The organism is Mycobacteroides saopaulense (genome assembly GCF_001456355.1).
Classification (GTDB): Bacteria; Actinomycetota; Actinomycetes; order Mycobacteriales; family Mycobacteriaceae; genus Mycobacterium; species Mycobacterium saopaulense.
The window spans coordinates 2,064,942-2,091,830 of record NZ_CP010271.1 but is presented as its reverse complement, the minus strand read 5'-3'; the positions used below and the strand labels follow the sequence as shown (position 1 = coordinate 2,091,830).

Genomic DNA, 26,889 nt, shown 5'->3' with positions numbered 1-26,889 from the left:
GTCAGTTCGCGGCGTCGAGGATCTTGATCGCGAACACGAGTGAGTCGCCCGCACGGATACCCGCGCTGGGCTGACCGGCCGGATAGCCGTCGGCGGAGGTCATCGCAACCGCGACAGTGGACCCGACCTTCTGCCCTGCGATTGCCTTCTTGAAGCCCGGCACGACACCACCAAGCGGGAACTGAGCCGGCGCGCCCCGGGTGTAGCTGCTGTCGAACACCGAACCGTCGCGTCCATTGACACCCATGTAGCAGACCGAGACCGTGGCCAAGTCTCCGACAATCTGTCCGGTTCCAGCCTGCAACGTGTGCACCTGGGTCTCGGTCACGCTGAACGGAGCGGTGACGTTGACGGACGGCGCGGCCGTGTCCGTGGAGCCGGTCACCGCAACGTTGCCGGTGGTCCCGGCCAGCGTCCACTCCGGCGTTCCACCAGCCTGCGGCGCTGCTGTTGGGCACCCGCTGGCGGCGGTCGGCGGATCGGCAGGCGCCGACTTTGCCTCCGTATCGGATCCGCAGGCGGCAAGCGCGACGACGGACAGAAGCGCACAGGCCGCAGATGCGGCGGCAGGGTACACACGCGAAGAGTTCACGATGGTCACGCTAACAGCAATGTCCTGGTGTCCTCCTACCAGCAGCGACCAGCCCAATCGATCAGTGTCGCCACCGCTCCGGGAGTAGCTTTCAGGAAAGAGCACCCGGATCAACTGCCGACAGGAGGCGGATGATGGCGGACGTCGACTACTGCGTCATCGGCGCGGGGTTCGCGGGGCTGGTCGCAGCGCTGCGCCTGAAATGCTCAGCCACGCACCGACCGGGTGCTCACCGAGTTCGGTCCCGCGTTGCGCCAGCCGTGTGGCCGTATCCACTGGGCCGGAACCGAAAGTTCCGCCGTCATGCTCGGATGGGTCGACGGCGCCATCCGTTCGGGGGAGCGTGGGGCCGCCGAGGTGATGGCCGAGAAGGTGTAGCGCGCTCTGGTCAACCTACTCGTAAACTGCTGCCATGAAGTGGTTCTCACGCAAACGCGGCGAACGCCCCGAGCCTGTTGAGCTCAGCCCTGAGGCCACATTGGTGGTGGATCAACTCGTCGATCATCATCACGATCGCGAGTGGCCGACGGCGATCGGCTGGTACCTACCGGACGACGAGCCCCCGTGGAATGCGCTTGCCGAACTTCGCCGAAGTGGTTACTGCGAGGTGGAGCGTGACGGTGACGAAGTTGAGGTGGACTTCACCGAGCTCGGACGCCGCACCTTCACCTAGGGGAGCAGGCACCCAGCTGCTCGAACGCGGCGAGCTACCGGCAGCAGCTGGGATCGAGGACGGTGCAGATCGCGGTGAGCGCATCGGGGACAGGGCGGTGAAAGACGTTCATGCCGCGGCGTTCCGACTCCACCATTCCGGCCTTACGGAGCTGGTTCATGTGATGGCTGACGGTGGATTCGGTGAGGCCGAGCAGCTCGGCCAGGCCACCGCCGATGACCTCCCTCTCCGGCGCACTGAATAGTTGGGACATGATCTTCACTCGCACCGGATCGGCAAGAGCCTTTAGTCGCAGCGCAACCTCAAGGGCCTGCTGATCGCTCATGGGCCCAGCGGCCACGGGTGCACAGCACACGGGGGCGGACGTATCCACGAGGGGGAGTGCCTTCGGCATGAGTCCAGCATCCCCGCTGCTTTGACATATGTCAAAGAAGTGGCACACTGGGTCTCGGCCGGATAGTTCGATGAATGTCTCATTCCCCAGAGGTGGCCCCGATGTCCCGTGTGCAACTCGCTCTCAACGTCGACGACCTCGATGCATCGATCGAGTTCTATTCCAAACTCTTTGGCACCCAACCTGCCAAACGCAAACCTGGATACGCCAACTTTGCGATCGATTCGCCGCCCTTGAAATTAGTGCTGTTGGAGAACCCGGGCAGCGGGGGCACCATCAACCATCTGGGGGTGCAGGTGGAGTCCAGCGAGCAGGTGCATGCCGAGATCGCTCGCCTGACCGAGGCAGGCATGTTCACCGAAGAGGAGATCGGCACCACGTGTTGTTTCGCCACCCAGGACAAGGTGTGGGTCACCGCACCTGACAAAGAGAAGTGGGAAATCTATACGGTGCTGGCCGATTCGGAGACCTTCGGAACCCAGCCACAGCACAGCGAGGCGCTGTGAACCAGGCCGTCGACTCAGCTCCCGTCGACGCCACGCCAGGAAAACTGTCGACGCTCGACATGTTCTTGCCGGTCTGGATCGGGTTGGCCATGGCCGCCGGTCTGCTCCTCGGGCGCTGGGTGCCCGGCCTAGACTCGGCACTGGAAAGAGTTCAGGTCGACGGGATTTCGCTGCCGATCGCGATCGGCTTGCTGATCATGATGTACCCGGTGCTGGCCAAGGTGCGCTACGACCGACTCGACGCCGTCACCGGTGATCGCAAGTTGCTCATCGGCTCTCTAGTGCTGAACTGGGTGTTGGGGCCGGCGCTGATGTTCGCCTTGGCATGGCTACTGCTGCCGGACCTGCCCGAGTATCGCACCGGCCTGATCATCGTCGGCCTGGCCAGATGCATTGCCATGGTGGTTATCTGGAACGATCTGGCATGTGGAGACCGCGAAGCGGCCGCCGTGCTGGTGGCATTGAACTCGGTGTTCCAGGTGCTGATGTTCGCGGCGCTGGGCTGGTTCTATCTCTCGGCGCTGCCGGGCTGGCTGCATCTTCCCCAGACCGCGATCACCATTTCACCGTGGCAGATCGCCAAATCCGTACTCATCTTCCTCGGCATTCCCCTGGTCGCGGGATACCTGTCTCGACACCTGGGGGAGCGTGTCAAGGGCCGCCAGTGGTATGAGAACCGGTTTTTACCTCTCGTCGAACCTTGGGCGCTGCGCGGACTGTTGTTCACCATCGTCATCCTATTCGCTCTACAGGGCAGCCAAATCACGTCTCGGCCTTGGGATGTGGCCCGTATCGCGCTGCCCCTGCTGGCCTACTTCGCTCTCATGTGGGGTGGGGGATATGCGCTCGGCACGATCCTCCGTCTGGGGTACCCGCGCACCGCCACGCTGGCATTCACCGCCGCCGGAAACAACTTCGAGCTGGCCATCGCGGTCGCCATCGCCACCTACGGCGCCGCCTCCGGTCAAGCGCTCGCCGGAGTTGTCGGCCCTTTGATCGAAGTGCCTGCGCTCGTCGCATTGGTGTATGTCTCACTAGCGCTGCGAAACCGGGGCACGTCCCGATGACCGACAATCAATCCGCCCCCAGCCGCCGGCCAACGGTGCTGTTCCTCTGCACCCACAACGCCGGGCGATCACAGATGGCGCTCGGATTCTTCAGCCATCTGGCCGGCGAACGTGCCATCGGCCTATCGGGGGGATCGGAACCGGCCGATCAGATCAATCCGGCCGCCATCGAAGTCATGCGCGAGGTCGGTATCGACATCACCGGCGAGTACCCCAAACCCTGGACCGATGAGATCGTGCGTGCCGCGGATGTCGTGGTCACCATGGGGTGCGGAGATACCTGCCCCTTCTTTCCCGGGAAGCGTTATGAGAATTGGGCGCTGCTCGACCCTGCCGGGCTTTCCGTCGAAGCGACACGGCCGATCCGTGACGACATCGAGCGGCGTGTCCGGAACCTCCTAACCGAACTCTTTGGCGATAAAGGTTAATCCCTCCAGACAGCCTTCTCCGTACCCCCGGCATCGCGGTAAACAACGCTGTCGGGCGCCGTGCCTCCTCGTACGTCGAAGTAGATTCGCCCAGTGGTTTGAGCGCCCGACGTAAGTGGTTGATTGGGAAGGCCATCCGGCTCGTTCCCCTTCATGACCGCGTAGGTGGAGCTGTTGACAGCCCGCGCGTTGAAATCGGCGATGTTGGGAGTTGGTGAACCACTAACGGCTCGAGCCGTTACGTCCGAGTACCACACGCCGTCGTTGTGACCGCTGGGTCGCAGGTTGCTCACGGTGTAATCGATGGCGCCACCTGCACTGGGAATTTCGGTCTTTTCGCCGAAATCCAGCGTGTCCGGGTCTGCGGCGGCCGGCGTCGCCGCCACGATTCCGGCCGTCGCGATTCCGGAAACGGCCACCGCCAACGTCCGTGCAATATCTGAGAATGCCACGTCAAGCTCCCTCCGCCATACTCCTGTCGTCAGGAGTGATTGCGTTTAGTTACGCAAGGGGTGGTATCCAAACTCAAGGAGTTCAAACCATTCCCGCGCACTTTCCGCCGGGACTGTCAGGGGAGACATTGCGTACTGCTGCGCAGGGTTGCACGCATGTTGCGGCGCATCATTTCCAGAGCAGATTGACCCAGTTCCAGGTCGATGGGAGCTACCGCATCGGTAGGTATGACCACGTCAAAATGGCGCACATACGCATCCAGAGCGCTGTAGAGAACACACTGTTCGGTGACCTGTCCGCACAAGATGAGCTGCCGCGCTCCCAGCCGCCCCAAGAGGTACTCCAACGGGGAGGCGTAGAAAATGCTGTGCCTGACCTTGGTGATAAACCTGAACCCGCCCTTGGGCACCAGTGGCCGCACCAGGTCCGGGCGGGCGCCCTCGAGGGCAGCCTGCACGATGGCACCTGGGCCTGCGGCGAAATCACCGTGGTTGTCGTTGACGTAGATCAGATCCACGTCGTCGCAGTTTTTCGCTCGGGAAATCAGGCCTGACAAGGGCTTAACAATTTCAGCCACGTTATCTGCCAACCTGTCGGCATCGGGATGCCGGTACGTATTGAACATGTCGACAGCCAGCAGGGCGGTTTCACTCATGTCCCCGGGGTACCCGCTCCGCATACGGGCAACCGCATCTATTTCTGACCACATCAAACAACGGGGATCCTCCTCATCGCGGCCCCAGAGGTTTTGAGCGCCGCGTGTCGGGAAACCTTGTGCCATGAAGGGCCATCCAACCGTCGGGGTGGAAGAGGAATTTCTCCTCGTCGATCGGCAAAGCGGCGAGCCCGTCGCACGCAACAGGGCTGTCGCGCATGACGCGGCAACTCAAGGCGTCGAGTTACAGCTGGAACTAACGAGCTGCCAGGTGGAGACCACCACAGCCGTGACGAGTACCAGCAGCGAGTTGCATGCTGAGCTGACTCGGCTGCGCCGTATCACAGCAGCGGCCGCAGCCAATCAGCAAGCGCACCTGTTGGCCGTGGCGCTGCCCCCGACGGTGCCGCACGCCTTCCCGGTCACGACCACCCCGCGCTACCGCCGGATGGCCGACCATTTCGGCATGCTGGCCCATGAACAAGGCATCTGCGGATGCCACGTGCACGTGGCCGTACCCAGCCGCGAGTCAGCAATTGACGTGAGCAACCGCCTGCGGCCAATGTTGCATCTTTTGCTTGCCTTGACTGCCAACTCCGCGGTATATCGCAACGCGGACAGTGGCTATGCGAGTTACCGCAGCATGCTGTGGACCCGCTGGCCGAGTTCTGGGCCACCGCCATACTTTGAATCGACCGGTCGGTACGACACCACAGTTGAGACACTGCGCCGCGCCGGGGCAGTGCTCGATGACGGGATGGTCTACTGGGATGTGCGGCCGTCGGCCCACTTTCCGACGGTCGAGGTCCGGGTTGCCGACGTACCTGCCACCGTGGCCGAGACGGTGCTGGTAGCCACAATCATCCGAGCCGCTGTGATGTGCGCACTAGAAGCCCAGGAGCGCGGGGACCCGATGCCCAGATACCCGGACTGTGTCCTACGTGCAGCCAATTGGAGGGCGGCACACGACGGTCTGGATGGTCAGGCCGCTGACCTGGCGGACAACTGCTCGACAGTTCCTGCGCAGGTTCTGTTGATGAGGCTCATCGAGCACCTCCGGCCTGCCCTCGAATTGCTCGGGGACTACGACATGGCCCGCGAAGAGCTGACGCGCATCGCTGAGCAGGGCAACGGGGCCATGCGGCAACGCCGCGCTTGGACTCGCGGCGAGAAGGTCACTGACGTCATCTCCGAACTAGCCACAGCGACAACGACATTCAAATAGCCTTTGCGAAGGCTGTCCGGAGCCATCTACCTTCACCACCGTTCGGCCAGTATGGGCCCAAACCAGAAGCTGGTGCCGCTGCGCGCCGCGGCCCAAATTTCATGACGGTCTCAGTTGCGCAAAGGTACGGCAGCTTACCTGCGATGCGAGGGCCGACTTCGTCAGTTTGGCTTTAGTGTTAGCGGTTATGGCCAGACTTGACAACTACGTGAAGCGCTGGCGCACAGTGCTTCACGTAGCGGTGCCGGCATTGACGCTCACCGCCTTCGGGGTACTCATGGCACCCATAGCCCATGCGGCCGCTGCTGCGGCGACGTTGTCGGTGACATCGGCATGGCAGACCGGATTCATCGCCCGATTCACCATCACCAACTTGAGCACCGAGCCGTTAACCGACTGGAGGCTCGAATTCGACTTGCCGATGGGAGAGTCCGTGCGGCATACGTGGAGTAGCACCATTGCACAATCTGGCACGCACTATGTCCTCGGTCCCGCGAACTGGAACCGCATCATCCCGCCGGGCGGTTCAGCCACAGGTGGGATGAGAGGCGTCCTGACCGGTTCCTATTCACCGCCGTTGAATTGCGTGCTCAACGGGCAATACCCCTGCAGCTAGGGGAATCCCGCCGAGACGCAGCCCATTGCATTGCCGCATTGTTCCTCGGCCCCCGAGGGCTCGAATACACTGCTTACACGCGCCCGGTCGTCAAGTCAATGGAGGCATGGAGCACCTCTCGGTCGGTGTGCTCAATGCTGCAGGACAGCCCCAGTTCCCTAAACATCCCGAGTATCAGGTGATTATCGGCTAGGAAATCGGCAGTGAGTTGGGTGATCCCTTTGCGCACAGCCAGTTCGGCCAAATATTTCATGAGCATCGTTCCGACGCCGCGTTGTTGTTCTGAGTGCGCAACGACGATCGCAACGTCAGCACTCTGCGCCGGACCGCATCTCGCATAGTTCGCCACACCGATCAGACGGCCGTTTTTAAAGGCCCCCACCGTCTCATTCAGCTGCGACTGTGCGGTGAGCGACTCGGCGAGAGCCACCGCGTCTACCGGGTGTGTACTGAAGAAACGCCGGTATCGATCTAGCTCGGGAAGGCCGACATGAAGGTCTGCGACCGCTGATGCGTCGTCGTGAGTCAGCCTTCTCAAGGTCACCGAAGCCCCACCGCGGGCCGCTACCACCAGGTTTTCCGAGCCCGGCGAGAGGGCGAGGTTCATGGCGCCCTTGCCACGATAACCGGCACTCGGGCAGCTTGTGCCACAGCTAAACTGACAGAACCCAGCAGCATCCCGGCGAATCCGCCGCGGCCGTGGCTGCCGACGACCACCAGTTGCGCTTGTGCGGACTCCTCGATGAGGTAGTGCGCAGCGTCGTCGCACACTACTCGGCGTTCTACCTTGACTTCGGGATACTGCTCTTGCCATCCCGCCAGCCTCTCCGCGAGAGTCTGGCGCTCCTCGTTCTCCGTCACGTCCAGGTCGAGTTCGGGCTCGAAGAAGTAGTGCGATGCCGTCCACGCGTGCACCGCGACCAGCCGAGCGTCCCGCCTCGACGCCTCGTCGAAGGCGATCGCCGTTGCCTTCTCGGAAGCGGGTGTTCCATCGACACCGAGTAATACCGGAGCCCCGCTATCGACAGCGTTCTCGTTGTGGATGACCGCTACCGGGCAGTTGGCGTGATGCAGCACTGCGGTACTCACGGAACCCAAGAGCATTCGGTCCAGTGACCGTAGTCCGCGGCACCCGACCACAAGCATGCTCGCGTTGCGCGTCGCATCGATGAGCACCTGCGCCGGATGTCCGAATGCGACCCGGCAATGGACAGCCACCGGTCCGCCGTCGGTCACCGACTGCGCGATGCCTTGCGCCTTTTCCAACGCGAGTTGTGCTTCTCGCTCACGCCACTGATAAATGCGCTCTCTGCGTTGGTCATCGTGGACGTGAGTCGACTCGATATCGAATGCGGCGATCATGATCAGTGGCTCGCGCCGGGTGCCCGATTCATGCGCGGCCCACCGGACGGCGGCATCCGAGGCGCCCGATCCATCTACACCCACAACGATTCCCGCCTCGGTGAGGCCTGATGCGCTCATTGATTTCGCCCTCTGTCGAATCTGTCAATCGCGAACGATGAGCAAGGTACGTTCGCCGCCCCCCGGCGACGGTCGCGTGTGGATCACGTCCCCAATCTCTGCGCGGCGCACCACCGCGATGGCCACCGGTTCGTCACTTTTCTTGACAAAGCGTCCAAGATCCGCAGGCGTTGCGACCGGATAAATCCGGACATCCCGGTAGCGCTCGCGCAGTGCCTCGACTCGAGGATCGAGCTTGTCGTATGGGTGCTCGCCCATGTCCTCCTGCCACGTACCGACAGCAAGGACAGGCAGCTGCCGCAGCCGCGCCTCCTGCATGGCGCAATCGATCGCCGCCTCGCTTTCACCCGGCTCGTTCACCGCCACCGCTATCCATAACTGCCTTGTATCAGAGATGGACTCGGGTCGATGGACTACCGCTACCGGGCAACGTGCACGCTTGGCGACCTCTGTCGCAGTAGACCCGAAGAACGCACTCGCGATGCGGCCGACCCCTTCCGAACCGACACACACCAGACTGGCGTTTCACGATTCGGCGACCAAAGCGTCGCCGGCCAGACCATGACGGATTATGCAGTCAAGCTTTACCGGCTTTCCTGTCGCTTTCACGGCACTCGCGGCCGCTCGCAATGCCGTCTCGGCGTATTCCTTATCGATCCGATACTCGTCGACAAACGACTTCGTGCTGACGACAACTCTCGTAACGTGGACGAGGCAAAGCGGCACATTCCTGTCTATGGCCTCATCAATCGCCCATTCGGCGGCGTGGATGGCCGCCCGGGACCCGTCGATGCCTACCACTACCGGACCATGACGGTCGTACTCAGTCATCGCAGTGCTCCCTTACCTCGATCAGCTGAATTGACCGTAGGAGCAGTGCCGACCTGCAACCGGAGTCATTGGTCCCGGTTATCCCGCCGCTGGTATGCGACACGACGAGCAGAAGGTCTATCGACCGTACGACCTAGGAACCCCTCATAAGGAGTCAGCATCCTCTGCCGATACGCCGCACGCGTTGCGAGCATCTAATAGTCACGACCTTCACCTCGGGAGATGTCATGAACGCCTTACCTTTCGGATATTGGTACAGCTTGTTCACACATCTATTTCGTAAGCATCCACTCATCAGGGGCTGCGATCGAGTGGATGCCGCGGCCCGGTTGATGGGCTGCCTGGCGGCCATTGCGATGCTCTCTGTGGCCGGCGCCATCGGTACGGCGGTCCACGACGCGACGCTGCGCACCCACGAGGAACAAGTACGCACACGCCACGAAGTTGAAGCAGTGGCGACAGAAAAGAGTCACGTCACGGGGCGGCGTCACAGCGATACCGTCTTCGTACCCGCCCAATGGACCAGCGATGGCGTACCGCGCCGGGACACTGTGACATACGGGACAAGCTTGGCAGCTGGAGAGCGCCTCTCAATATGGGTCGACAGCTCCGGCCGTCACGTAGATGCCCCGCTGGCGCGGGAAACGGCGACCAGCCGCGCTATTGGCGCCGCGGTCCTGTCGTGGGTCGCTTGCGTGGTCTTCGTCCTCGCCCTCGTGTCCTTCGTCGGGCGACGCATCGACAAGACACGCGCCCGACAATGGGATACGGAATTCAAGGCTCTCACCGAACACGACGGGCACAAGAACAGCGATCATTGATCCTGAACAAGTGTTCGCCGAGGAGAGAAGGGCGCCGTGAGCGATACCGAGATGATTGCCTGGCAGGTACAGCGCCCCGGTCCGGTCGCCCATGGCCCGTTATGCCGCGTCCGGACCTCGATTCCGGCAGCATCGGCCGGCGAGTTGCTGGTACGCGTACTCGCCTGTGGGGTGTGCCGCACCGATCTACACGTCGCCGAGGGGGACCTCGCACCGCACGCGGCGAATGTCATACCGGGACACGAGATCGTGGGGGAGGTGATAGAACTCGGAGAAGATGTGGGCTCCGAGTTCCACCTGGGGCAACGGGTCGGTATCGCATGGCTTCGCCATACTTGCGGCACATGCCGATTCTGCGCCCGGGGAGACGAGAATCTCTGCCCTGCTTCGCGTTACACGGGGTGGGACGCGGACGGCGGCTACGCGGAGTACGCGGTTGTACCAGCCGAATACGCGTTGCCACTCCCGCCTGGATACTCCGATGTCGAACTGGCCCCCTTGCTCTGCGCAGGAATCATCGGATACCGCTCGTTGCAACGCGCTCAACTGCCTCCTGGGGGAAGATTAGGCATCTACGGCTTCGGGGGCAGCGCGCACATCACCGCGCAAGTCGCCCTCGCTCAAGGCGCCGAGGTCCATGTGATGACACGGGGCACGGATGCACAAGCGCTCGCCCGCGAATTAGGTGTCGCGTCGGCGCAGGGCCCGGCCGATACCCCTCCTGCTCTTCTCGATGCCGCGATACTGTTCGCACCGGTCGGCGAATTAGTCACTCCCGCAATGGAAGCGTTGGACCGTGGAGGCACATTGGCGATCGCCGGAATCCACCTGTCGGACATTCCCCAGCTGAACTACCAGCAACATCTGTTTCAGGAGAGGCAGATTCGATCGGTGACCGCGAACACGCGGGCCGACTCTCACGCCTTCCTCAACTTCGCCTCGGCACATCACCTACATCTCAGCGGCCCGCGATACAGCCTCGCGCATGCGGACCGTGCGCTCTCGGACCTTGCGGCAGGTCGTGTCACCGGCGCCGCGGTACTAATCCCTTAGCGGCGGGGAGCTACTACCCACCCTCGAATTGCAAAACCGCGGACAGTGGCCGGCGCGGGGTAGGAGCAGGTACCGGATCCAGCGGGGGAACGCTGCCGATTCTGATCACCGCTTGCGGATACTCACGCTCGACCAGGCCACCGACGATCTGCCTACTCGCGGCGAGTTCGATGACGTGCGTGAGGGTGCACGTCGACAGGCCCGCGACGGTGGCCTCCACCAGTAGTGCCGACAACGCTTCGCCACATGTCAGAAAGTCGCGGTGGGTGTCACCACCGGTCGATAACACAACCAACGTCGACTCGTCCTTGGATACGCCGACACGCCGGGACTGGTGCAATGCAAGCGGAAATTCACGAGCCACGTCGACGCGACCGCGTTCACCCTCGGAAGGCAACGCACTTTCCGGAATCCCTTCGGAAAACTTGAAGGGAGCAGTCCACCAGTCGATTTCATATCTGTAATCCGAGTCATACTGACGGAGCCCTTCGCTCAGTTGCGCGGCTTCGACAACTCGGTGTCGCGCTGCTTCCGGCAACACATCGACAAAGGCCCGATCGCCGACCGCCTGACAAATCAGCTGCTCGTTCAGCGGCCAGCTGCGCGGGGGCAGAAACGGAAGCCGATCGGTGTGACGCTGCTCGGCTGCGTGCAATCGGTTCCGGTGAGCATCCGTCACGTAGTGCATCTTGACGAAATTCATTGTGGCCAAATGAGTATTGTCATTCGGATTAGGAAAGTAATCGGGCCTGACCAACCATCCGAACGCGGCCATGGCTATCCGAAAATGGTCGAGGGCAGCACCGCAGCTCATCAACGCCTCACGACGAGCAGGGTCGACGTGAAGGACACGGTTGACATCAAGATGTAGCTGAAGATCGCCATCCAAAACCCAGCGCCACGGCTGACTGTTATGAATCGAGGGTGCCCGACACGCGGCCTGCACCGCCTTGATCACCACATTGCGGGCAAGAACATCCTGAGCCATTTCGGGTACCTCCGAGTTCACTGCCTCAATCATCGTCCGGGCCGTTCAGACCCATCAGAGCAATTGGTCCCCGGATACGACCACAACAGGACCGCGCACCACCGCCGGTAGTCCACGACATGCGGAATACCTTGCCGAGCATGGCCCTGGTTCCCGCCAGCATGGGACTTTTGGCCGTGGGACCAGGCACGCCGCGGTCATAGCGTGGTGTACATCAGCTACTTCCCACGCCCGGAGGCCACCATGAGCGCAACCACCCCGCGTCCGTACATCCTGGTAGGAATCGACGGATCCGCATCTGCACTACACGCCCTCACCTGGGCAAGCGCAGAAGCAGAGCGGCGCAACCTTCCGCTGAAGCTCGTCCATGCCATCGACTACAGCAGTTTCGGTTACGGTTTCAATCCCGCGGCGGCCGAGAGTTTCTACGTGCATCTGGATTCCGACGGTGCCACATTCCTCGATCAAGCCAAGGACCACGTGGTCGCGCTGCATCCCAGACTCGAAGTCGCTACCACCCTGGTAAAGGCGCAACCGATTCCGACACTCATCGACCTCTCCCGGAACGCGCTGCTTACGGTAGTCGGATCAACCGGCTTGGGACGTTTCACCGGGATGATGGCTGGGTCGGTATCAGTAACGCTGACCGCGAAGGGACACAGCCCGGTGGTCGTCATTCGTGAATCGGGCACTCCTGCGGACGGCCCTGTCATCGTGGGCGTCAGCGGGTCTCCGTCCAGCGAAGATGCCATTGCCTGGGGCTTCGAAGAGGCGTCCATGCGCGGCGCGGAGTTGGTAGCGGTGCACGTGTGGAACGATGTCCCACCCGGCTATGTCTACGCATACACCGCATGGAGCACCATGGATTGGGCAGCTAGCGAGCAACAGCAGTCCGAGATCCTCGCCGAACGACTAGCCGGGTGGCAGGAGAAGTACCCGGACGTCACCGTCCATCGTGTTGTGGCCATGGGCAACCCCGCCGACGTGCTGCTGCGCCGCGCCCAGCATGCTCAGCTGATCGTCGTGGGAAGTCGTGGACGCGGCGACGTAGCCGGCTTCTTTCTCGGATCGACGAGCCACGCGCTGATTCACCAAGCGACGTGTCCGGTTTTGATTGCCCGCCCGCACGCATCGGATACCAAGCGATGACCACTGCGATGCCTAGTGCGGCCCAACATCATCGACACCCGTTGTCGGACGATCAACTGCACGCCCTTGATGCTCAATGGCGCGCAGCGAACTATCTCACGGTGGGGCAGATCTATCTGCTGGACAACCCGTTGCTGACGGAACCCCTTCAGAGCGAGCACATCAAACCACGGTTGTTGGGACACTGGGGCACCTCGCCCGGCCTGAACTTCGTCTATGCCCACATGAACCGAGCCATCATTACGCACGACATCAACGCACTGTTCGTCGTTGGTCCGGGGCACGGAGGGCCCGCGATGTTCGCGAACACCTGGCTGGAGGGCAGCTACAGTGACGTCCGCCCCGACATCCCGCAGAATGTCGATGGCATGCGAATGTTGTTTCGCGAGTTTTCTTTTCCTGGAGGAGTGCCCAGCCACGTAGCCCCAGACGTCCCCGGGTCGATACACGAGGGAGGCGAGCTGGGATACAGCTTGGCGCACGCCTACGGTGCCGTGCTTGACAATCCAGACTTGGTCGCGGTCTGTGTAGTCGGCGACGGTGAAGCCGAGACCGGGCCGTTGGCCGCAAGCTGGCACGCCAACAAGTTCCTCAACCCGGCGACTGATGGAGTGGTGCTGCCGATCCTTCATCTCAACGGTTACAAGATCGCCAACCCCACTGTGCTGTCTCGGATTACCGAAGAAGAGCTTGAGGATCTGCTCCGCGGATACGGATATAGCCCGATCTACGTGAGCGGCCACGAACCAGCGGACATGCATCAACAGATGGCAGCGGCGCTGGATCGGGCGATCATGGAGATCCGTGATCTCCAGTTGCTATCCCGATGCCAAGGAGCGCCATTGCATCGCGCGATATGGCCGATGATCGTGTTACGCACCCCCAAGGGTTGGACGGGCCCGGCCGCCGTAGACGGAGTTCAGGTCGAAGGCACGTGGCGGTCCCACCAGGTGCCCGTCGGCGATGTCCGCGAGAATGCCGGACATCGTGTTCTGCTTGATGAATGGATGCGGTCCTATCGTCCAGAAGAGCTCTTCGATCATTGCGGAGCACCGAATAGCACCGTCAAGCAACTGGTTCCATCAGGTCATCGGCGAATGGGGTCCAATCCGCATACCAACGGCGGTGCCACACTAAGACCGCTTGTCTTGCCGGATCCCGGCACTTTTGGTGTGGTGACGGGCCAGCCCGGGGGAGTGCCCGCCTCCCCGACCAGGATTCTGGGCCGGTATCTGAGAGAGCTGATGGTCCATAACGCGGAGCAACGAAACTTCCGGCTGTTCGGCCCGGATGAAACCGAATCGAACAAGCTTGGGGATGTCTTCGATGTGACGGACAAGCAATGGAGCGCAACGATTCTGCCCACCGACAATCATCTGGGTCGCGACGGTCGGGTACTGGAGGTGCTCTCGGAACACCTGTGCCAGGGCTGGCTGGAGGGCTACCTGCTCACCGGACGGCACGGCCTATTCTCGTGCTACGAAGCTTTCACGCACATCGTGGACTCCATGGTCAACCAGCATGCCAAGTGGCTCAAGGTCAGTAGGCAACTCCCGTGGCGCCGCCCGATCGCCTCACTCAACTATCTACTCACCTCGCATGTCTGGCGCCAGGACCACAACGGCTTCTCGCACCAGGATCCCGGCTTCATCGATCATGTCGCAAATAAACGAGCCGAAGTGGCGCGAATCTACCTGCCGCCCGACGCCAACACACTGCTGTCGGTTGCGGCGCATTGCCTAGCCAGCCGCGACTACATCAATGTCATCGTCGCCGGGAAGAACTACACGCCGGTCTGGCTCAATCCCGAGCAAGCCGCGCTGCACTGCGCCCGCGGTGCCGATATCTTCGAATGGGCCAGTAGCGATGCCGGCTCAGTACCCGATGTCGTATTGGCCTGCGCCGGAGATGTTCCCACCATCGAGGTGCTGGCAGCGGTATCAGTACTGCGAAAGCGGCTGCTGCAATTGAAGATTCGCGTGGTCAATGTTGTCGACCTGTTTCGTTTGCAATCAGACAGTCAGCATCCGCACGGTATGACTGACACCGAGTACAACACCCTGTTCACCAAGGAAAGCCCGGTGATCTTCGCGTTCCATGGATACCCATCGCTGATCCACAAGCTCACCTATCGCCGTGCCGGTCACGCAAACATGCATGTCCGGGGTTACTTGGAAGAGGGCACCACCACAACACCGTTCGACATGTTGGTCTTGAACAAGATGGACCGCTTCCAGCTGGTGATCGACGTACTCGAGCGGACGCCCGGATTACTTGATGACGCGTGCGCCCGACAGCTGCGGGAAGACATGCACGCAATGCACGCCCGCCACCATGACTGGATCCGCACCTATGGAGAAGACCTTCCCGAGGTCCGACATTGGCGGTGGGAGGGAGCCCCATCGTGATCCGAGTGTTCCTGGTCGACGACCACGAAATCGTCCGATGCGGAGTAGCCGACCTCATTGACGACGAGGACGACCTCGTAGTGGTGGGGCAGGCCTCATCTGCCGGCGAGGCCATGCGGAGGATCCCGGCGGTCAATCCTGATATCGCCGTGCTCGACGTGCGGCTGCCCGACGGCAACGGCATCGAACTATGTCGAGATCTGCGCTCACGATGCCCCGACCTGAACTGCCTCATGCTGACCTCCTTCACGGACGAACAAGCGATGCTCGACGCGATCATGGCCGGCGCCGGGGGGTATGTGATCAAAGACATCAAGGGGATGGATCTGGTGTCGGCAATCCGGGCCGTCGGATCCGGGCGTTCCCTGCTCGACAATCGGGCGGCGGCGGTGCTGAAAAGCCGCCTTCAAGCCGCTACTGAATCGTCGCCGGTCGCGACGTTGAACGACCAGGAGCGCACGCTGCTTGAGTTGATAGGGCAGGGACTCACCAATAGGCAAATAGCCGGCGAAATGTTCCTCGCCGAGAAGACCGTGAAGAATTATGTGTCGCGGTTACTCGGCAAGCTCGGCATGGAACGGCGCACCCAGGCCGCCGTACTTGCCGCCAGGCTGGCCGACACCCACACCTACAGTGAGCAGCCAAGATCACGCGGCGTCAATTCTCAGCCGGTTGGCCAGCAGGACGTATCCAGTTCTGCCAAAATTGGCGGGTGGCCGACAGGTCGGGTGCCCAAGAGTCGGTAACCAAGGAACTCGCCCACATTCAGCTCAGCGAGCTGCTGGAGGAGGTCCAGGCGCGTATCGAGCGCATCATCACCCAGACCCGCACCCGGGTTGATGCCCTTCTGGACGCGGTGATGGCGATCAGTTCGGGGCTCGACCTCAATATGACTCTGCGCCAGATCGTCAAGGCTGCCACCGAACTAGTAGACGCACGCTACGGGGCCCTTGGCGTTCTGGGGCCGGATGGCATGTTGACTGAGTTCATCTACGAGGGGGTCGACGAATCGACCCGCGAACTGATCGGGCCGCTACCCACCGGACACGGGGTGCTCGGGGTGGTCATCGATGAGGCCAAACCGCTACGTCTGGCCGACATCGCGCGCCATCCCGCATCCGTCGGGTTCCCACCGAATCACCCTCCCATGCGCACCTTCCTGGGCGTTCCCGTCGAATTGGGCCGTCAGGTGTACGGACGGCTTTACCTGACCGAAAAGCGTGACGGCGCCGAGTTCACGACCGATGACGAGGTGGTCGTGCGCGCATTGGCCGGAGCCGCCGGAATCGCCATCGAGAATGCACGCCTGTATAACGCGGCGAAGGAACGCCATCAGTGGTTGCAGGCGATCAGCGAAGTGACCTCGACGCTGCTGGCGGGCGTCGAGCCCGCGGAGGCTCTGGATCTCATCGCGCTACGCGCCTGCACACTCGTCAACGCCGACTACGGCGTCATCGCCCTGCCTGCCCCGAGTGTCCACGACGACGGAGTCGACGCGCTGACGGTCGCCGTATGCGCGGGTGGCGACGGCGACGAACTCAGGGGACAACGAATCCCACTTGAGGGGTCGACCTCCGGAGCTGCCTTCCAAGACCGGACGCCGCGCACCGTGCACCGACTGGACTTCGACATACCAGCGGGCACTGGTATCAGCTTTGGCCCGGCCATGGCATTACCACTGCGTGGTCGAGAATCGACCGCCGGTGTGCTGCTATTGATACGGACGCCGACAGGCGTCGACTTCGCGTCCCGACAGCTCGAGATTGCCGCCTCCTTCGCCGACCAGGCGGCCCTCGCGCTCGAGCACGCCGAAACCCGGGCCACGATGAACGAAATGGCTATGCTCGCGGACCGGGACAGGATCGCCCGAGATCTGCATGATCATGTCATCCAGCGATTGTTCGCGATTGGATTGTCGATGCAGAGTACGCATCGCCGCGCGATCAAATCGCCTCAGGTCGCCGCCCGCCTCTTCGACCACATCGACCAACTTCACAACGTCATTCAGGACATCCGCACGGCTATATTCGATCTGCATACCGTTGCCACACAAGGGCCTTCACTCCGCGCCGAGCTACGAGAAACCATCGCCGAATTGACCGACGAGACATCGTTCCAAGTATCGGTTCGGATCAGTGGGCCGCTCGACGTCGTCCCGGCCGATATTGCCGAACATGCCAGAGCCGTAGTGCGCGAGGCGGTGAGCAATACCGTGCGGCATTCTCAAGGCTCAGAAGTGGGCATTCTGATATCGGTTGATGACGATCTGACCATCGAGGTCACCGATAACGGAATCGGAATACCCCATGACGTGCATCAGCGCGGGCTACGCAACTTGGCGACCCGCGCCAAGGCCGTAGGGGGACAGGTCGATATCGCCACGCCGGCCTCGGGAGGAACCCGCATCCACTGGTCGGCACCGCTCCCGTAACGGACTGGCGAGACACCATGACGGTCCTCATGCGATGGAAGAATTTCGCACCTGGTCTAGGGCTGTTGTCAGATTACCGACGCACCTGGCTGCGCGGAGATGTTCTCGCCGGCATCACCGTCGCGGCATATCTCGTTCCGCAGGTCATGGCCTATGCCGCACTCGCGGGCCTGCCGCCGGTCAGCGGCCTGTGGGCCTCCTTGGCACCGTTGGTCATCTACGCTTTCCTGGGATCGTCAAGACAACTGTCCGTCGGACCCGAGTCCACTACCGCCCTAATGACGGCGATTGTCCTGGTGCCGTTGGCATCTGGAGACTCGGGGCGCTATGCGGTTTTGGCAGCCGCATTGGCGCTGTTAGTGGGGGTTGTGTGTCTTGCGGCAGGCCTCATCAAGCTCGGAGTGCTCGCCAATCTGCTCTCGCATCCGGTGCTCGTCGGCTACATGGGTGGTGTTGGAATCACCATGGCGGGCAGTCAGATCGGTACGATAACCGGCACTCGGAACTCCGGCGACGATTTCATCGCCCAGGTGAGATCGTTGGCAGGACAGTTCGAGCACATTCGGTGGCCGACGCTCATACTGGCCGCATCCGTACTCACGCTATTGGCGGCTCTTACCCGCTGGGCCTCTCGCATGCCCGGTCCACTTATCGCGGTTGCCGTTGCCGCCGCGGCCGCATCGGCCCTGCCCTCACCCGGTTTTGACCTCGTGGGCCGGGTTCCGGCGGGCCTCCCGATTCCCGATGTGCCCCACATCGACGTAAGCCAACTAGGGACGCTGGTCATACCCGCGATGGGTGTAGCCATGGTCGCGTTCTCCGACAACATACTGACTGCGCGCGCATTCGCGACCCGCCGGAACGAAGACATCGATCCCAACACCGAGCTACGCGCGCTAGGTCTGTGCAACATGGGATCTGGTTTGATGCAAGGCTTTCCGGTCAGTTCCAGCGGTAGCCGCACCGCACTCGGTGATTCGACGGGAAGCCGCAGTCAACTGTTCTCCCTGATCGCATTCGTCCTTGTGCTGACGGTGCTGCTTTTTGCACATGGGGTTTTGGCTCTGGTCCCGCGAGCTGCCCTGGGCGCACTGGTGGTGTATGCCGCACTCAGGCTCATCGACGTGTCCGAGTACCGCCGCTTCGCCCGATTCCGCCGCAGCGAGTTCGTTCTGGCGCTCGCGACAACGCTGGCTGTCCTCGGGCTTGGTGTGCTGTATGGGATTTTGGCCGCAGTCGCCTTGTCGATACTCGACTTGCTCCGCAGGGTCGCGCATCCGCATGACGGAGTACTCGGCTACGTCCCCGGAGTACCGGGCATGCACGATGTCGACGACTATCCGAACGCAAGCCCGGTGCCAGGGCTGGTCGTCTACCGGTATGACGCACCACTGTGTTTCGCCAATGCCGAGGATTTCCGCCGTCGCGCGATGAATGCAGTAACCACGGCCCCGGAGCCCGTCGAATGGTTCATACTCAGCGCAGAGGCCAACGTAGACGTGGACCTCACCGCATTGGATGCGCTGGAGCGGCTGAGAAGCGACTTATCCGACAGGGGAATAGTTTTCGCTATGGCACGGGTCAAACAAGATCTGCGCGATGCTTTGGCCGCAGCAGATCTGCTGTCGCGGATCGGCGAGAGCAGAATTTTCGTGACGCTCCCGACGGCAGTCGATGCGTTCCATGCCCGCCCTGAGGATCTCAAGACATAGCGTGCCCAACGAGCGTACCGATCAGATAAGTCACCCCCATGGCCGTCAATCCGCCAAAGGTGACCCGTGAAATGGCCCGGATACGGCCGGCCTCGCCAAGGGCGGCGCTGATCCATCCTGTCAGCACCAGGGCGATACATACGCCCAGCGCTGTCACCGGGATTCGCCAAGCCGCGGGCGGCAGCAGGATGGCAATCATCGGCAGCATGGCTCCGGTCAGGAAGGAGATTGCCGAGGACACCGCAGCATGCCATGGATTCGTCAACCCGTGCGGATCGATATGGAGCTCGGCCTCGGCGTGTGCGGCAAAGGCGTCGTGCGCGGTCAGTTCCGTGGCGACCTGTCGAGCCGTGCTCGGTGATAGACCCTTCGACTCATAAATGGAGGCTAGCTCTGCCAGTTCAGGCTCGGGGGAGTCTCGGAGCTCCGTGCGTTCCTTCTCCAGCAGCGCCCGCTCGGTATCGCGCTGAGTGCTGACCGAAACATACTCACCCAGCGCCATGGATATCGCTCCGGCCGCAATGCCCGCGACTCCGGCGGTAAAGATGGAACCGCGCTCCGCAGTTGCCGCAGCCACGCCCACCACCATGCCGGCGGTCGACACGATTCCGTCGTTGGCGCCGAGGACACCCGCACGGAGCCAGTTCAATCGGCTCCCCGTATCCTGCCTATGTGGCTCACCCGAATGGCGGGTCAGTTCACCGCTCATGACACACTTGCACTGATTGACAATTGATTACGGTGGCCACAAATGCTCCGTATCCCGGTTAGCGTAGCTAGCGCCAACATCAACGTCAGTGCTTCGACGAGGCGCTTGAACGCGACAACTCGCTCAGTGGGCGTCATCTTCCGATCGAGAGAGCACGCACGGCCGATCAAGTACCGCCAGAATTCGATGACGAACATGTCCATCGCGACTCCTCTCGGCATCTACGAGGGTCGGACCACGATCACGGGGCTGTGGGCCGCCTCCACGACGCGTCGGCTAACTGACCCCAGCAACATCCCCGCGAATCCACCTCGGCCGTGGCTGCCCAAGACGACCAGTTGTGCCTGCCCAGAGTGTTCGACAAGCCAGCGCCCTGGGTTTCCCTTCACCACCTTGCGGATCACCTGCACGTCGGGGTATCGCTCCTGCCAGCCGGCCAATCGCTCGCCCAGGACTTCTTGCGCCTCTTCGCGTTCTACACGCCAGTCGAATTCCGGCGCCACATCGAGAACATCCACCCAGGCATGCATGGCGATCAACGCGACCTCACGGTGAGACGCCTCGTCGAACGCCACTGCAATGGCCGACTCCGAGATGGGGGAGCCGTCAACACCGACCAATACCGGTTGAGACAGATCGGGTTGATTATCGCTATGTATAACGGCGACAGGACAATGCGCGTAGTGCACCAACCCCATGCTCACCGAACCGAGTACCAGCCGATCAAAGGCCCCCAGACCGCGCCGACCCACCGCGAGGATTCGGCAGTCCTTGGACATGTCGGCAAGTACCGGCACCGATTTGCCGTATATCAGCTGCGTATCTATCTCCGGAATCGCGGTGGCGCCGTCCGAATCCTCGACGGCCGCCTGAGCCCGACGAAGCACGTCTTCGGCATGTTGCCGCTGCCATTGGTGGACCCTATCCTGCGTCTCGGGGTCACGAATATAGAGATACTCCCGATTGACCACGGAGACGATGGTCAATCTGTCCCGACGCATCGCGGCTTCCCGCGTAGCCCACCGCACGGCGGCATTCGACTCCTCTGACCCGTCTATCGCGACGACAACGCCGGACTTCTGTGCAGTGCCAGGCATATCGAATGCTCCTTCCGCTCCTCCTCACATCACGCTATGGAACGGCACCTACGTCGCGATGGGGTCCGCAGTCCCTGCCGGGACGCCGTTGGTCCCATGCCCGGACCACTCGAACGCGGACTTTGTACCTCACCGTCCGAGAGCGCTCGACCCTGCTCCGCTGCGCGCGTTCCCGCGAACATATTCATTGCACGACAACATGTCTGGAAGCAACTGACGGCATAGATAGGTTCCATCATGACGGAACGAATCCGCTCCGAGATCGGCAGACCCTCGCAGGTCGTGGTGGTCGGGGTTGATGGATCTCACCGAGCCGTCGCAGCGGCCTTGTGGGCCGCCGATGAAGCGTACGAACGTGATATCCCGTTGCGTCTCGTATACGCGATCGAGCCTCGCGCGGGGATGTCGAGTGAAATCTACGCCGCACACGACGTGGCCGCGGCCGAGATTGCCACTCAGGGCGTTGTACTCGCCGTGCAATCCAGCGACAAGCCGGTCAAAATCGAGATCGAGATCCTCCAGGGAACGGCGCTGGATGTCCTTGCTTACCAGTCGTGCGCGGCCGCATTGGTGTGCGTCGGGACATTGAGTCGAGAACGGGCCGCCAACCATCGCGACACCTCCACCGTCGCCGCGCTTTCCATGCGCGCAGCCTGTCCGGTCGTCATAGTGCGCGGCCATCGGAGCGCACGGGCGCAATACGGTGTCGTGCTCATCGAATTCGAGGACACACCCGATTCGCATGTCGTGCTTCAACATGGCTTGGAGTCCGCTGCCGAGCGCGATGCGGTCGCACAAGTCGTCGGCCATCTTCCATCTTCACAAACGGGAAGCCACGCGAAAGACAACTCGGCCGCCATTCTCAATGCACGCCTGGAGCGGCACCTCGAACCCTGGCGACGTAAGTATCCCGATACACATATCGAGGTTCACCTGCTGCACGGTGGTCTTCCAAAATATATTTCACAGCAGGGTGATTCGATTCAAATGGCCGTGATAGGCAGAGGTCGCAGAGGCGGGCTTAGCGAACTGTTGGGACAGCAGCAGGCCACCACATACCCGGGCGCGGACTGCACGCTCATGATCTGCGGGCACAACCAACAACTCTGATCGACATTAAGGAGACACCATGATGCTTTGGTATGGACCAGACATGAGCGGGTGGGCATACGCCGGGATGGCGATCGTCATGATGCTGTTCTGGGCAGCGCTGATCGTCGGTGGCGTTGTATTGCTTCGGCAAGTGTTCAGCACGAACACAACAGAGTCCGTTCCTATGCGCGGCACCGATTCCGCGAAGCGCATTTTGGCCGAGAAGTTCGCACGTGGAGAAATCGATGAAAACCAATTCCAGCGGCAGATCGCAACCTTGCGAGGGGCCGCCGATTCTCATCCCACTGGAAGGATCCAGCCATGACATCACCACAAATTCATTTCAGGACAAAGCTATTCGCACGTGTTCTGGGTCCGTACCTGTTGATATCAGCGCTCACGGTACTCGGGAGACCCGCGAATATTCAGACGCTCCTCTCAGAGCTCACCGACACCAGCGCCGGTACGTGGACGTGGGCGCTCGGCGCGTTCGTTCTCCCGATGGGCTTGGTCATCATTGTTCTGCACCCGTGGTGGCGTGGTGCGACAGCGGCACTGATATCGATATTGGGATGGTTGACGGCGTTCAAGGGTGCGGCGCTGATGATCTTTCCCGGTATCTATCTCTCGATGGGGAACCGTCTCATCGAGATGGCACCCTGGTGGCAGGCGATGTCGGCTGCGATGGCACTCGCAGGTCTGTATTTGACTGTTATCGGTTGGTCCCCGGCGCGAAACGGGGTCTCTCATAGTCCGAAAACTCAGCAGCAGGATCTGTCAGAGACCGCGTAAGTCGGCAGCGGGGAAAGGCTTCACCACACCGACGCTACTGTCAATCGCCTTTCGAGTGAGTACCAGTAGCATGACGCCGGGCGTGAGCGATGGCTTCCTCGAGGGAACCGATGAGGTGGTTCTCGTGCCGTAGGGACTCAATGACGCCGACGTTGGTGAGGAGTTTGAGGTGTTCTGGCTGAACACCTTTGATGATGACGGTGATACCGCGGGATTCGAGTTCTTCGGCGATCTGCGCCAAGGTGTGTGCGCCAGTGGCGTCGAGCATGCCGAGTTGGGACATGCGGATGATCACAACACTGGTGTCGGGGTGCTCAGTGTCGGTGATTGAGTTCGAGATGCGTTCGGCTGCACCGAAGAACATCGCGCCATCGAGCCGCAGTAGTGCGATTTTCTCATCACCCGGTTGAGGTGGGCCGGGTAGTTCCTCTCGGGTGACGCTGCTGCGGCGGGCAACGACACGCAGGGCGAAGAAGGCGGCAACCACGATGCCGATCTCGACGGCCTCGATGAGGTCGAAGCAGATCGTAACGAGTGCGGTGAGGACGAAGGTGAGGGCATCCGAGCGAGTCGAGCGCAGGATCGTAACCGCAGTGCGCAGGGGGAACATGCGTAGCGAGGTGATCATCAGTACCGCAGACAATGCGGCTAAGGGTATTCCGGCCACGGGCCCGCTGGCCAGATACACCACCGCGAGCAACAGGACCGAGTGAGTGATGGCGGCCAATCGGGTACGTGCACCTGAACGAATGTTGACGGCGGTTCGGGCGATAGCACCGGTGGCGGGCATACCACCGAACAGACCGGATGCAACCGACGCCAGCCCCTGGCCGACGAGCTCGCGGTCGGGGTCGTAGGGTCCGGTCGGCGACATAGTGGCTGCAACCCGGGCCGAAAGCAATGATTCGATTGCAGCCAAGGCCGCTATCGCTACGGCAGCCCCCAAAAGCGCCTGCAGCGCAGCCAGGTCGGCGTGCGGAAGGAGTGGTGCAGGTAGCCTCGACGGCAACTGCCCGATTCGTGCCACCGCAAGCCCGGTTGTTGCCACGAGCACCGTGGCAACAACTACCGCGGCCAAGGATTCGGGGATCGCGCGGTGTACTCGCGGCAGGCCGATCATCAACGCGGCAACCAACACCACCACCAGCAGCGGCGGCCACGCTGTGTTCCACCGTGCGTGGGTGAGGACTTCGATGGCTGCCAGCAGTGGGCGTTGGCCCTGGGGTACGGGCTGTCCGACAGCAGCGGGGACTTGCTGCATGAAGATAATGGTGGCGATTCCGAGAGTGAAGCCTTCGATGACCGGCCAGGGGATAAAGGTGACGGCCCGTCCGAGACCTGTTATCCCGGCTGTAAGCACGATGACTCCAGCCAGCACGGTGACCAAAGCCAGACTGCCTGCACCGTACTGGAAGACGATGGGCGCCAGCACCACTGCCATGGCTCCAGTCGGCCCGGAGACCTGCACGTGGGACCCGCCGAACACAGCAGCCACCACACCGGCAATGACGGCAGTGATCAGGCCGGCCGCGGCACCGGCTCCCGAGCTGATGCCGAACGCTAAGGCCAGGGGAAGTGCGACCACCCCCACGGTTGTGCCGGCAAGGATATCGCGGCGCCACGAGCGGCTCAGTCCTGCATAGTCGTCGTGTTGCGGCAGCAGCCGTGCTGCGACACCGCTGGCGAGACGCATCACCTGGGCCCACATCCACGGAGGCCACTACGTGCCGCACGCAGGCTGATTACCTTTGTTGTCATCGCAATTCGGCGCATCCCCGCCGAGCTTCCGCCAATCGTGCCCGGAGGGCGCCGAGTTCTAGCCGTAGCTCGTCGGGCAAGCGGTTGCCGCCGATGTGGGCGTACCACTCGTCGATGGATTCGGTTTCGGTGACCCATTCGTCGATGTTGATCGCTAGCGCTGCTTCGAGGTCCTGGTCACTGATGTCGAGACCGGTGCGATCGAGGGCATCGAGGGAGGGTAGGTAGCCGATGGGAGTGGCTACGGCGTCGGCGGTGGCGTCGAGGCGTTCCAGTGCCCATTTGAGGACCCGGGCGTTCTCCCCGAAACCGGGCCACAGGAACCTGCCGTCGCCACTGCGGCGGAACCAGTTGACGTAGAAGATCTTCGGCAGCAGATCCGGGTCGGTGCGGGTGCCGATGTTGAGCCAGTGCTGGAAGTAGTCGCCGACGTGATATCCAAGGAAGGGGCGCATTGCCATGGGGTCGCGGCGCAACACCCCGACTTGGCCGGCGGCGGCCGCGGTGGTTTCCGAGGACAGCGTGGAGGCCAGGAACACTCCATGGCGCCAGTTGAGGGATTCGGTGATCAGCGGGACTGTGCTGGCGCGTCTGCCGCCGAAGAAGATTGCCGAGATCGGTACTCCGGCGGGATCGTCCCATTCCGGGGCGACCGTCGGGCATTGCGCAATGGGTGTGCAATACCGTGAATTCGGATGCGCGGCAGGCTCGGTGGAGGTAGGTGTCCAATGCTGGCCGCGCCAGTCAGTCAGATGTTCTGGCGGCGCCTCAGTCATACCCTCCCACCAGACATCGCCGTCATTGGTAAATGCGGTGTTGGTGAAAATGGAGTTGCCAAGCTCGATGGTGTCCATCGCGTTCGGGTTGGTGCGGCCGCCAGTGCCGGGTGCCACTCCGAAGAATCCGGCTTCGGGGTTGACCGCATATAGACGTCCATCTGCCCCGAAGCGCATCCATGCGATGTCATCGCCGATCGTCTCGGCCGTCCACCCCGGCAATGCGGGTTGTAGCATCGCCATGTTTGTCTTGCCGCACGAGGACGGGAACGCTGCGGCTACATATCTCACGACCCCTTCGGGGGAGGTCAGTTTGAGAATCAGCATGTGCTCGGCCAGCCAGCCTTCGTCGCGGGCCATCACCGAGGCGATCCGCAGGGCGAAACATTTCTTACCCAACAACGCGTTGCCGCCGTACCCGGAGCCGTAACTCCAGATGGTGCGGGTGGCCGGGAAATGTGAAATGTACTTGGTTTCGTCGCACGGCCAGGGCACATCGGCCTGCCCGGGCGCAAGTGGGGCACCGACCGAGTGCACACATTTGACGAATCGGCCGCGCAGCCCCAGTCGATCCCACACCGCGGTGCCGGAACGGGTCATGATCTGCATCGAGACCGCCACGTACTCTGAATCCGTTACCTGAACACCGAATTTCGGTTCATCAGAGCCCAACGGGCCCATACAGAAGGCGATCACGTACATGGTGCGCCCGGCCATCGCGCCGCGGTATTCCTCGGTCATGATGGTGGTCATGTCGACCGGGTCCATCCAGTTGTTGGTCGGCCCCGCATCGGCGGAATCATCCGAACAGATGAACGTGCGGTCCTCCACACGTGCCACATCCGCCGGATCTGAGACGGCCCAGAAAGAGTTCGGCTTACCGGTCAGCGGAACGAAGGTGCCCTTCTTGATCAGCAGTGCCGTCAGGCGGTTCCATTCAGCATCAGACCCGTCACACCACACCACCTTGTCCGGCCCCAATAGCTCGGCCATCTCGGCCACCCACAACAACACCCCGGCATGAGTCGTGGGCGCCGGCGCCAAACCCTGCATCACTGGCGCCGTACCTGCTATGCCAACCGCATCCGACACAACCACTCCTTATGTCCTTCGCAACTCGACTATCAACACATCACGCTAATTAAGAAAACAAGCAACTAGTGGGCGCTAGCCGGAGGCAG

The 26,889-nt window shown here is 61.9% G+C and carries 27 protein-coding genes and 3 pseudogenes; 17 read left to right on the top strand and 13 right to left on the bottom strand.

Annotated elements, in window-relative coordinates:
- Position 1 precedes the first annotated feature (1 nt).
- Positions 2–592: an FKBP-type peptidyl-prolyl cis-trans isomerase gene (locus MYCSP_RS10390; RefSeq protein ID WP_083016874.1), complete on the bottom strand. Its 591-nt coding sequence runs from the start codon at positions 590–592 to the stop codon at positions 2–4.
- A 202-nt stretch (positions 593–794) separates the two neighbouring features.
- Between MYCSP_RS10390 and MYCSP_RS23100 the strand changes: the two are divergent.
- Both MYCSP_RS23100 and MYCSP_RS10385 read left to right on the top strand, forming a co-directional pair.
- A pseudogene (locus tag MYCSP_RS23100) lies at positions 795–970 on the top strand (FAD-dependent oxidoreductase); the annotation flags it as partial.
- Between the two features lie 106 nt (positions 971–1,076).
- Positions 1,077–1,265 carry a hypothetical protein gene (locus MYCSP_RS10385; RefSeq protein ID WP_088415564.1) on the top strand — a complete coding sequence of 63 codons (189 nt, stop codon included), beginning with the start codon at positions 1,077–1,079 and terminating at the stop codon, positions 1,263–1,265.
- A 34-nt stretch (positions 1,266–1,299) separates the two neighbouring features.
- Here the strand turns inward: MYCSP_RS10385 and MYCSP_RS10380 are convergent, their stop codons facing one another.
- Positions 1,300–1,659, bottom strand: coding sequence for an Rv2640c family ArsR-like transcriptional regulator (locus tag MYCSP_RS10380; protein WP_088413737.1), 360 nt, complete (start codon positions 1,657–1,659; stop codon positions 1,300–1,302).
- Positions 1,660–1,760: 101 nt separating this feature from the next.
- Here MYCSP_RS10380 and MYCSP_RS10375 point away from each other — a divergent pair, with 101 nt between their 5' ends.
- From MYCSP_RS10375 to MYCSP_RS10365, 3 genes are read left to right on the top strand one after another with little or no spacing between them, the layout of a single operon-like run.
- Complete coding sequence (locus MYCSP_RS10375) at positions 1,761–2,165, top strand: ArsI/CadI family heavy metal resistance metalloenzyme (protein ID WP_070912646.1); 405 nt, start codon at positions 1,761–1,763, stop codon at positions 2,163–2,165.
- Positions 2,166–2,224: 59 nt separating this feature from the next.
- Complete coding sequence (arsB, locus tag MYCSP_RS10370) at positions 2,225–3,232, top strand: ACR3 family arsenite efflux transporter (protein WP_088415563.1); 1,008 nt, start codon at positions 2,225–2,227, stop codon at positions 3,230–3,232.
- Positions 3,229–3,660: an arsenate reductase ArsC gene (locus tag MYCSP_RS10365; protein WP_088413736.1), complete on the top strand. Its 432-nt coding sequence runs from the start codon at positions 3,229–3,231 to the stop codon at positions 3,658–3,660. The genes arsB and MYCSP_RS10365 overlap by 4 nt, the downstream gene beginning before the upstream one ends.
- Here the strand turns inward: MYCSP_RS10365 and MYCSP_RS10360 are convergent.
- Both MYCSP_RS10360 and MYCSP_RS10355 read right to left on the bottom strand, forming a co-directional pair.
- Positions 3,657–4,112, bottom strand: coding sequence for a DUF1942 domain-containing protein (locus MYCSP_RS10360; RefSeq protein ID WP_083016725.1), 456 nt, complete (start codon positions 4,110–4,112; stop codon positions 3,657–3,659). The genes MYCSP_RS10365 and MYCSP_RS10360 overlap by 4 nt on opposite strands.
- A 116-nt stretch (positions 4,113–4,228) precedes the next feature.
- Positions 4,229–4,768, bottom strand: coding sequence for an isochorismatase family cysteine hydrolase (locus tag MYCSP_RS10355; protein ID WP_083016881.1), 540 nt, complete (start codon positions 4,766–4,768; stop codon positions 4,229–4,231).
- Positions 4,769–4,892: 124 nt separating this feature from the next.
- Here MYCSP_RS10355 and MYCSP_RS10350 point away from each other — a divergent pair, with 124 nt between their 5' ends.
- Both MYCSP_RS10350 and MYCSP_RS10345 read left to right on the top strand, forming a co-directional pair.
- On the top strand, positions 4,893–5,993 hold the full coding sequence (locus tag MYCSP_RS10350; RefSeq protein ID WP_083016728.1) for a glutamate--cysteine ligase: 1,101 nt from the start codon (positions 4,893–4,895) through the stop codon (positions 5,991–5,993).
- Between the two features lie 187 nt (positions 5,994–6,180).
- A complete protein-coding gene (locus tag MYCSP_RS10345; protein WP_083016730.1) occupies positions 6,181–6,609 on the top strand; it encodes a cellulose-binding domain-containing protein in 429 nt (142 codons plus the stop codon).
- A gap of 73 nt (positions 6,610–6,682) precedes the next feature.
- On the opposite strand, the gene MYCSP_RS10340 is transcribed toward MYCSP_RS10345, so the two are convergent.
- From MYCSP_RS10340 to MYCSP_RS10330, 3 genes and pseudogenes are all read right to left on the bottom strand, one after another.
- Positions 6,683–7,216: a GNAT family N-acetyltransferase gene (locus MYCSP_RS10340; protein ID WP_083016733.1), complete on the bottom strand. Its 534-nt coding sequence runs from the start codon at positions 7,214–7,216 to the stop codon at positions 6,683–6,685.
- The gene (locus tag MYCSP_RS10335; RefSeq protein WP_088413735.1) at positions 7,213–8,091 is read right to left on the bottom strand and encodes a universal stress protein; all 879 of its coding nucleotides are present in this window, start codon (positions 8,089–8,091) and stop codon (positions 7,213–7,215) included. The genes MYCSP_RS10340 and MYCSP_RS10335 overlap by 4 nt, the downstream gene beginning before the upstream one ends.
- Before the next feature lie 24 nt (positions 8,092–8,115).
- A pseudogene (locus MYCSP_RS10330) lies at positions 8,116–8,922 on the bottom strand (universal stress protein).
- A gap of 227 nt (positions 8,923–9,149) precedes the next feature.
- On the opposite strand from MYCSP_RS10330, the gene MYCSP_RS10325 reads away from it, so the two are divergent.
- Entirely contained in the window at positions 9,150–9,743 is a 594-nt protein-coding gene (locus tag MYCSP_RS10325) for an Rv1733c family protein (RefSeq protein ID WP_235629539.1), read from the top strand.
- Positions 9,744–9,794: 51 nt separating this feature from the next.
- Positions 9,795–10,796, top strand: a complete 1,002-nt coding sequence (locus MYCSP_RS10320) for a zinc-binding alcohol dehydrogenase family protein (protein ID WP_088415562.1) — start codon at positions 9,795–9,797, stop codon at positions 10,794–10,796.
- Between the two features lie 13 nt (positions 10,797–10,809).
- Here MYCSP_RS10320 and MYCSP_RS10315 read toward each other — a convergent pair whose 3' ends face one another.
- On the bottom strand, positions 10,810–11,817 hold the full coding sequence (locus MYCSP_RS10315; RefSeq protein WP_083016749.1) for an Acg family FMN-binding oxidoreductase: 1,008 nt from the start codon (positions 11,815–11,817) through the stop codon (positions 10,810–10,812).
- A 210-nt stretch (positions 11,818–12,027) separates the two neighbouring features.
- On the opposite strand from MYCSP_RS10315, the gene MYCSP_RS10310 reads away from it, so the two are divergent.
- The 5 genes and pseudogenes from MYCSP_RS10310 to MYCSP_RS10290 all read left to right on the top strand — a co-directional run bounded on the left by MYCSP_RS10310 (position 12,028) and on the right by MYCSP_RS10290 (position 19,484).
- Positions 12,028–12,933 (top strand): universal stress protein, encoded by a 906-nt coding sequence (locus tag MYCSP_RS10310; RefSeq protein ID WP_083016891.1) that lies wholly within the window; start codon positions 12,028–12,030, stop codon positions 12,931–12,933.
- Positions 12,930–15,341, top strand: coding sequence for a phosphoketolase family protein (locus tag MYCSP_RS10305; protein WP_088413733.1), 2,412 nt, complete (start codon positions 12,930–12,932; stop codon positions 15,339–15,341). Before MYCSP_RS10310 ends, MYCSP_RS10305 begins: the two co-directional genes overlap by 4 nt.
- Positions 15,338–15,958 (top strand): annotated as a pseudogene (locus MYCSP_RS10300) (response regulator); the annotation flags it as partial. The gene MYCSP_RS10305 and the pseudogene MYCSP_RS10300, both read left to right, overlap by 4 nt.
- Before the next feature lie 95 nt (positions 15,959–16,053).
- Positions 16,054–17,772 carry a sensor histidine kinase gene (locus tag MYCSP_RS10295; protein WP_088413732.1) on the top strand — a complete coding sequence of 573 codons (1,719 nt, stop codon included), beginning with the start codon at positions 16,054–16,056 and terminating at the stop codon, positions 17,770–17,772.
- Positions 17,773–17,789: 17 nt separating this feature from the next.
- Entirely contained in the window at positions 17,790–19,484 is a 1,695-nt protein-coding gene (locus MYCSP_RS10290; protein ID WP_088413731.1) for a SulP family inorganic anion transporter, read from the top strand.
- Here MYCSP_RS10290 and MYCSP_RS10285 read toward each other — a convergent pair.
- The 3 genes from MYCSP_RS10285 to MYCSP_RS10275 are packed head-to-tail and all read right to left on the bottom strand — an operon-like array spanning position 19,474 to position 21,290.
- Complete coding sequence (locus MYCSP_RS10285) at positions 19,474–20,193, bottom strand: VIT1/CCC1 transporter family protein (RefSeq protein WP_088413730.1); 720 nt, start codon at positions 20,191–20,193, stop codon at positions 19,474–19,476. The genes MYCSP_RS10290 and MYCSP_RS10285 overlap by 11 nt on opposite strands.
- On the bottom strand, positions 20,190–20,396 hold the full coding sequence (locus tag MYCSP_RS23490) for a hypothetical protein (RefSeq protein ID WP_083016898.1): 207 nt from the start codon (positions 20,394–20,396) through the stop codon (positions 20,190–20,192). The genes MYCSP_RS10285 and MYCSP_RS23490 overlap by 4 nt, the downstream gene beginning before the upstream one ends.
- Before the next feature lie 18 nt (positions 20,397–20,414).
- Positions 20,415–21,290, bottom strand: a complete 876-nt coding sequence (locus tag MYCSP_RS10275; RefSeq protein ID WP_088413729.1) for a universal stress protein — start codon at positions 21,288–21,290, stop codon at positions 20,415–20,417.
- A 237-nt stretch (positions 21,291–21,527) separates the two neighbouring features.
- Here MYCSP_RS10275 and MYCSP_RS10270 point away from each other — a divergent pair, with 237 nt between their 5' ends.
- Genes MYCSP_RS10270 through MYCSP_RS10260 form a run of 3 tightly spaced genes read left to right on the top strand, consistent with a single transcriptional unit; the run spans position 21,528 to position 23,174 of the window.
- Positions 21,528–22,400 (top strand): universal stress protein, encoded by an 873-nt coding sequence (locus MYCSP_RS10270; RefSeq protein WP_088413728.1) that lies wholly within the window; start codon positions 21,528–21,530, stop codon positions 22,398–22,400.
- Positions 22,401–22,419: 19 nt separating this feature from the next.
- Positions 22,420–22,707 carry an SHOCT domain-containing protein gene (locus tag MYCSP_RS10265; protein ID WP_088413727.1) on the top strand — a complete coding sequence of 96 codons (288 nt, stop codon included), beginning with the start codon at positions 22,420–22,422 and terminating at the stop codon, positions 22,705–22,707.
- On the top strand, positions 22,704–23,174 hold the full coding sequence (locus MYCSP_RS10260) for a hypothetical protein (RefSeq protein ID WP_088413726.1): 471 nt from the start codon (positions 22,704–22,706) through the stop codon (positions 23,172–23,174). Before MYCSP_RS10265 ends, MYCSP_RS10260 begins: the two co-directional genes overlap by 4 nt.
- 40 nt (positions 23,175–23,214) lie before the next feature.
- Here MYCSP_RS10260 and MYCSP_RS10255 read toward each other — a convergent pair whose 3' ends face one another.
- On the bottom strand, positions 23,215–24,882 hold the full coding sequence (locus tag MYCSP_RS10255) for a SulP family inorganic anion transporter (protein ID WP_167346515.1): 1,668 nt from the start codon (positions 24,880–24,882) through the stop codon (positions 23,215–23,217).
- Between the two features lie 46 nt (positions 24,883–24,928).
- The gene (locus MYCSP_RS10250; RefSeq protein WP_162266347.1) at positions 24,929–26,761 is read right to left on the bottom strand and encodes a phosphoenolpyruvate carboxykinase (GTP); all 1,833 of its coding nucleotides are present in this window, start codon (positions 26,759–26,761) and stop codon (positions 24,929–24,931) included.
- Positions 26,762–26,889 lie beyond the last annotated feature (128 nt).

Coding starts and splice junctions, on each gene's coding strand:
- MYCSP_RS10380 (WP_088413737.1), bottom strand. CDS start 1,659: ATGCCGAAGGCACTCCCCCTCGTGGATACGTCCGCCCCCGTGTGCTGT.
- MYCSP_RS10375 (WP_070912646.1), top strand. CDS start 1,761: ATGTCCCGTGTGCAACTCGCTCTCAACGTCGACGACCTCGATGCATCG.
- arsB (WP_088415563.1), top strand. CDS start 2,225: ATGTTCTTGCCGGTCTGGATCGGGTTGGCCATGGCCGCCGGTCTGCTC.
- MYCSP_RS10365 (WP_088413736.1), top strand. CDS start 3,229: ATGACCGACAATCAATCCGCCCCCAGCCGCCGGCCAACGGTGCTGTTC.
- MYCSP_RS10355 (WP_083016881.1), bottom strand. CDS start 4,768: ATGAGTGAAACCGCCCTGCTGGCTGTCGACATGTTCAATACGTACCGG.
- MYCSP_RS10350 (WP_083016728.1), top strand. CDS start 4,893: ATGAAGGGCCATCCAACCGTCGGGGTGGAAGAGGAATTTCTCCTCGTC.
- MYCSP_RS10345 (WP_083016730.1), top strand. CDS start 6,181: ATGGCCAGACTTGACAACTACGTGAAGCGCTGGCGCACAGTGCTTCAC.
- MYCSP_RS10340 (WP_083016733.1), bottom strand. CDS start 7,216: ATGAACCTCGCCCTCTCGCCGGGCTCGGAAAACCTGGTGGTAGCGGCC.
- MYCSP_RS10335 (WP_088413735.1), bottom strand. CDS start 8,091: ATGAGCGCATCAGGCCTCACCGAGGCGGGAATCGTTGTGGGTGTAGAT.
- MYCSP_RS10325 (WP_235629539.1), top strand. CDS start 9,150: ATGAACGCCTTACCTTTCGGATATTGGTACAGCTTGTTCACACATCTA.
- MYCSP_RS10320 (WP_088415562.1), top strand. CDS start 9,795: ATGATTGCCTGGCAGGTACAGCGCCCCGGTCCGGTCGCCCATGGCCCG.
- MYCSP_RS10315 (WP_083016749.1), bottom strand. CDS start 11,817: ATGATTGAGGCAGTGAACTCGGAGGTACCCGAAATGGCTCAGGATGTT.
- MYCSP_RS10310 (WP_083016891.1), top strand. CDS start 12,028: ATGAGCGCAACCACCCCGCGTCCGTACATCCTGGTAGGAATCGACGGA.
- MYCSP_RS10305 (WP_088413733.1), top strand. CDS start 12,930: ATGACCACTGCGATGCCTAGTGCGGCCCAACATCATCGACACCCGTTG.
- MYCSP_RS10290 (WP_088413731.1), top strand. CDS start 17,790: ATGACGGTCCTCATGCGATGGAAGAATTTCGCACCTGGTCTAGGGCTG.
- MYCSP_RS10285 (WP_088413730.1), bottom strand. CDS start 20,193: ATGAGCGGTGAACTGACCCGCCATTCGGGTGAGCCACATAGGCAGGAT.
- MYCSP_RS23490 (WP_083016898.1), bottom strand. CDS start 20,396: ATGGACATGTTCGTCATCGAATTCTGGCGGTACTTGATCGGCCGTGCG.
- MYCSP_RS10275 (WP_088413729.1), bottom strand. CDS start 21,290: ATGCCTGGCACTGCACAGAAGTCCGGCGTTGTCGTCGCGATAGACGGG.
- MYCSP_RS10270 (WP_088413728.1), top strand. CDS start 21,528: ATGACGGAACGAATCCGCTCCGAGATCGGCAGACCCTCGCAGGTCGTG.
- MYCSP_RS10265 (WP_088413727.1), top strand. CDS start 22,420: ATGATGCTTTGGTATGGACCAGACATGAGCGGGTGGGCATACGCCGGG.
- MYCSP_RS10260 (WP_088413726.1), top strand. CDS start 22,704: ATGACATCACCACAAATTCATTTCAGGACAAAGCTATTCGCACGTGTT.
- MYCSP_RS10255 (WP_167346515.1), bottom strand. CDS start 24,882: ATGTGGGCCCAGGTGATGCGTCTCGCCAGCGGTGTCGCAGCACGGCTG.
- MYCSP_RS10250 (WP_162266347.1), bottom strand. CDS start 26,761: ATGCAGGGTTTGGCGCCGGCGCCCACGACTCATGCCGGGGTGTTGTTG.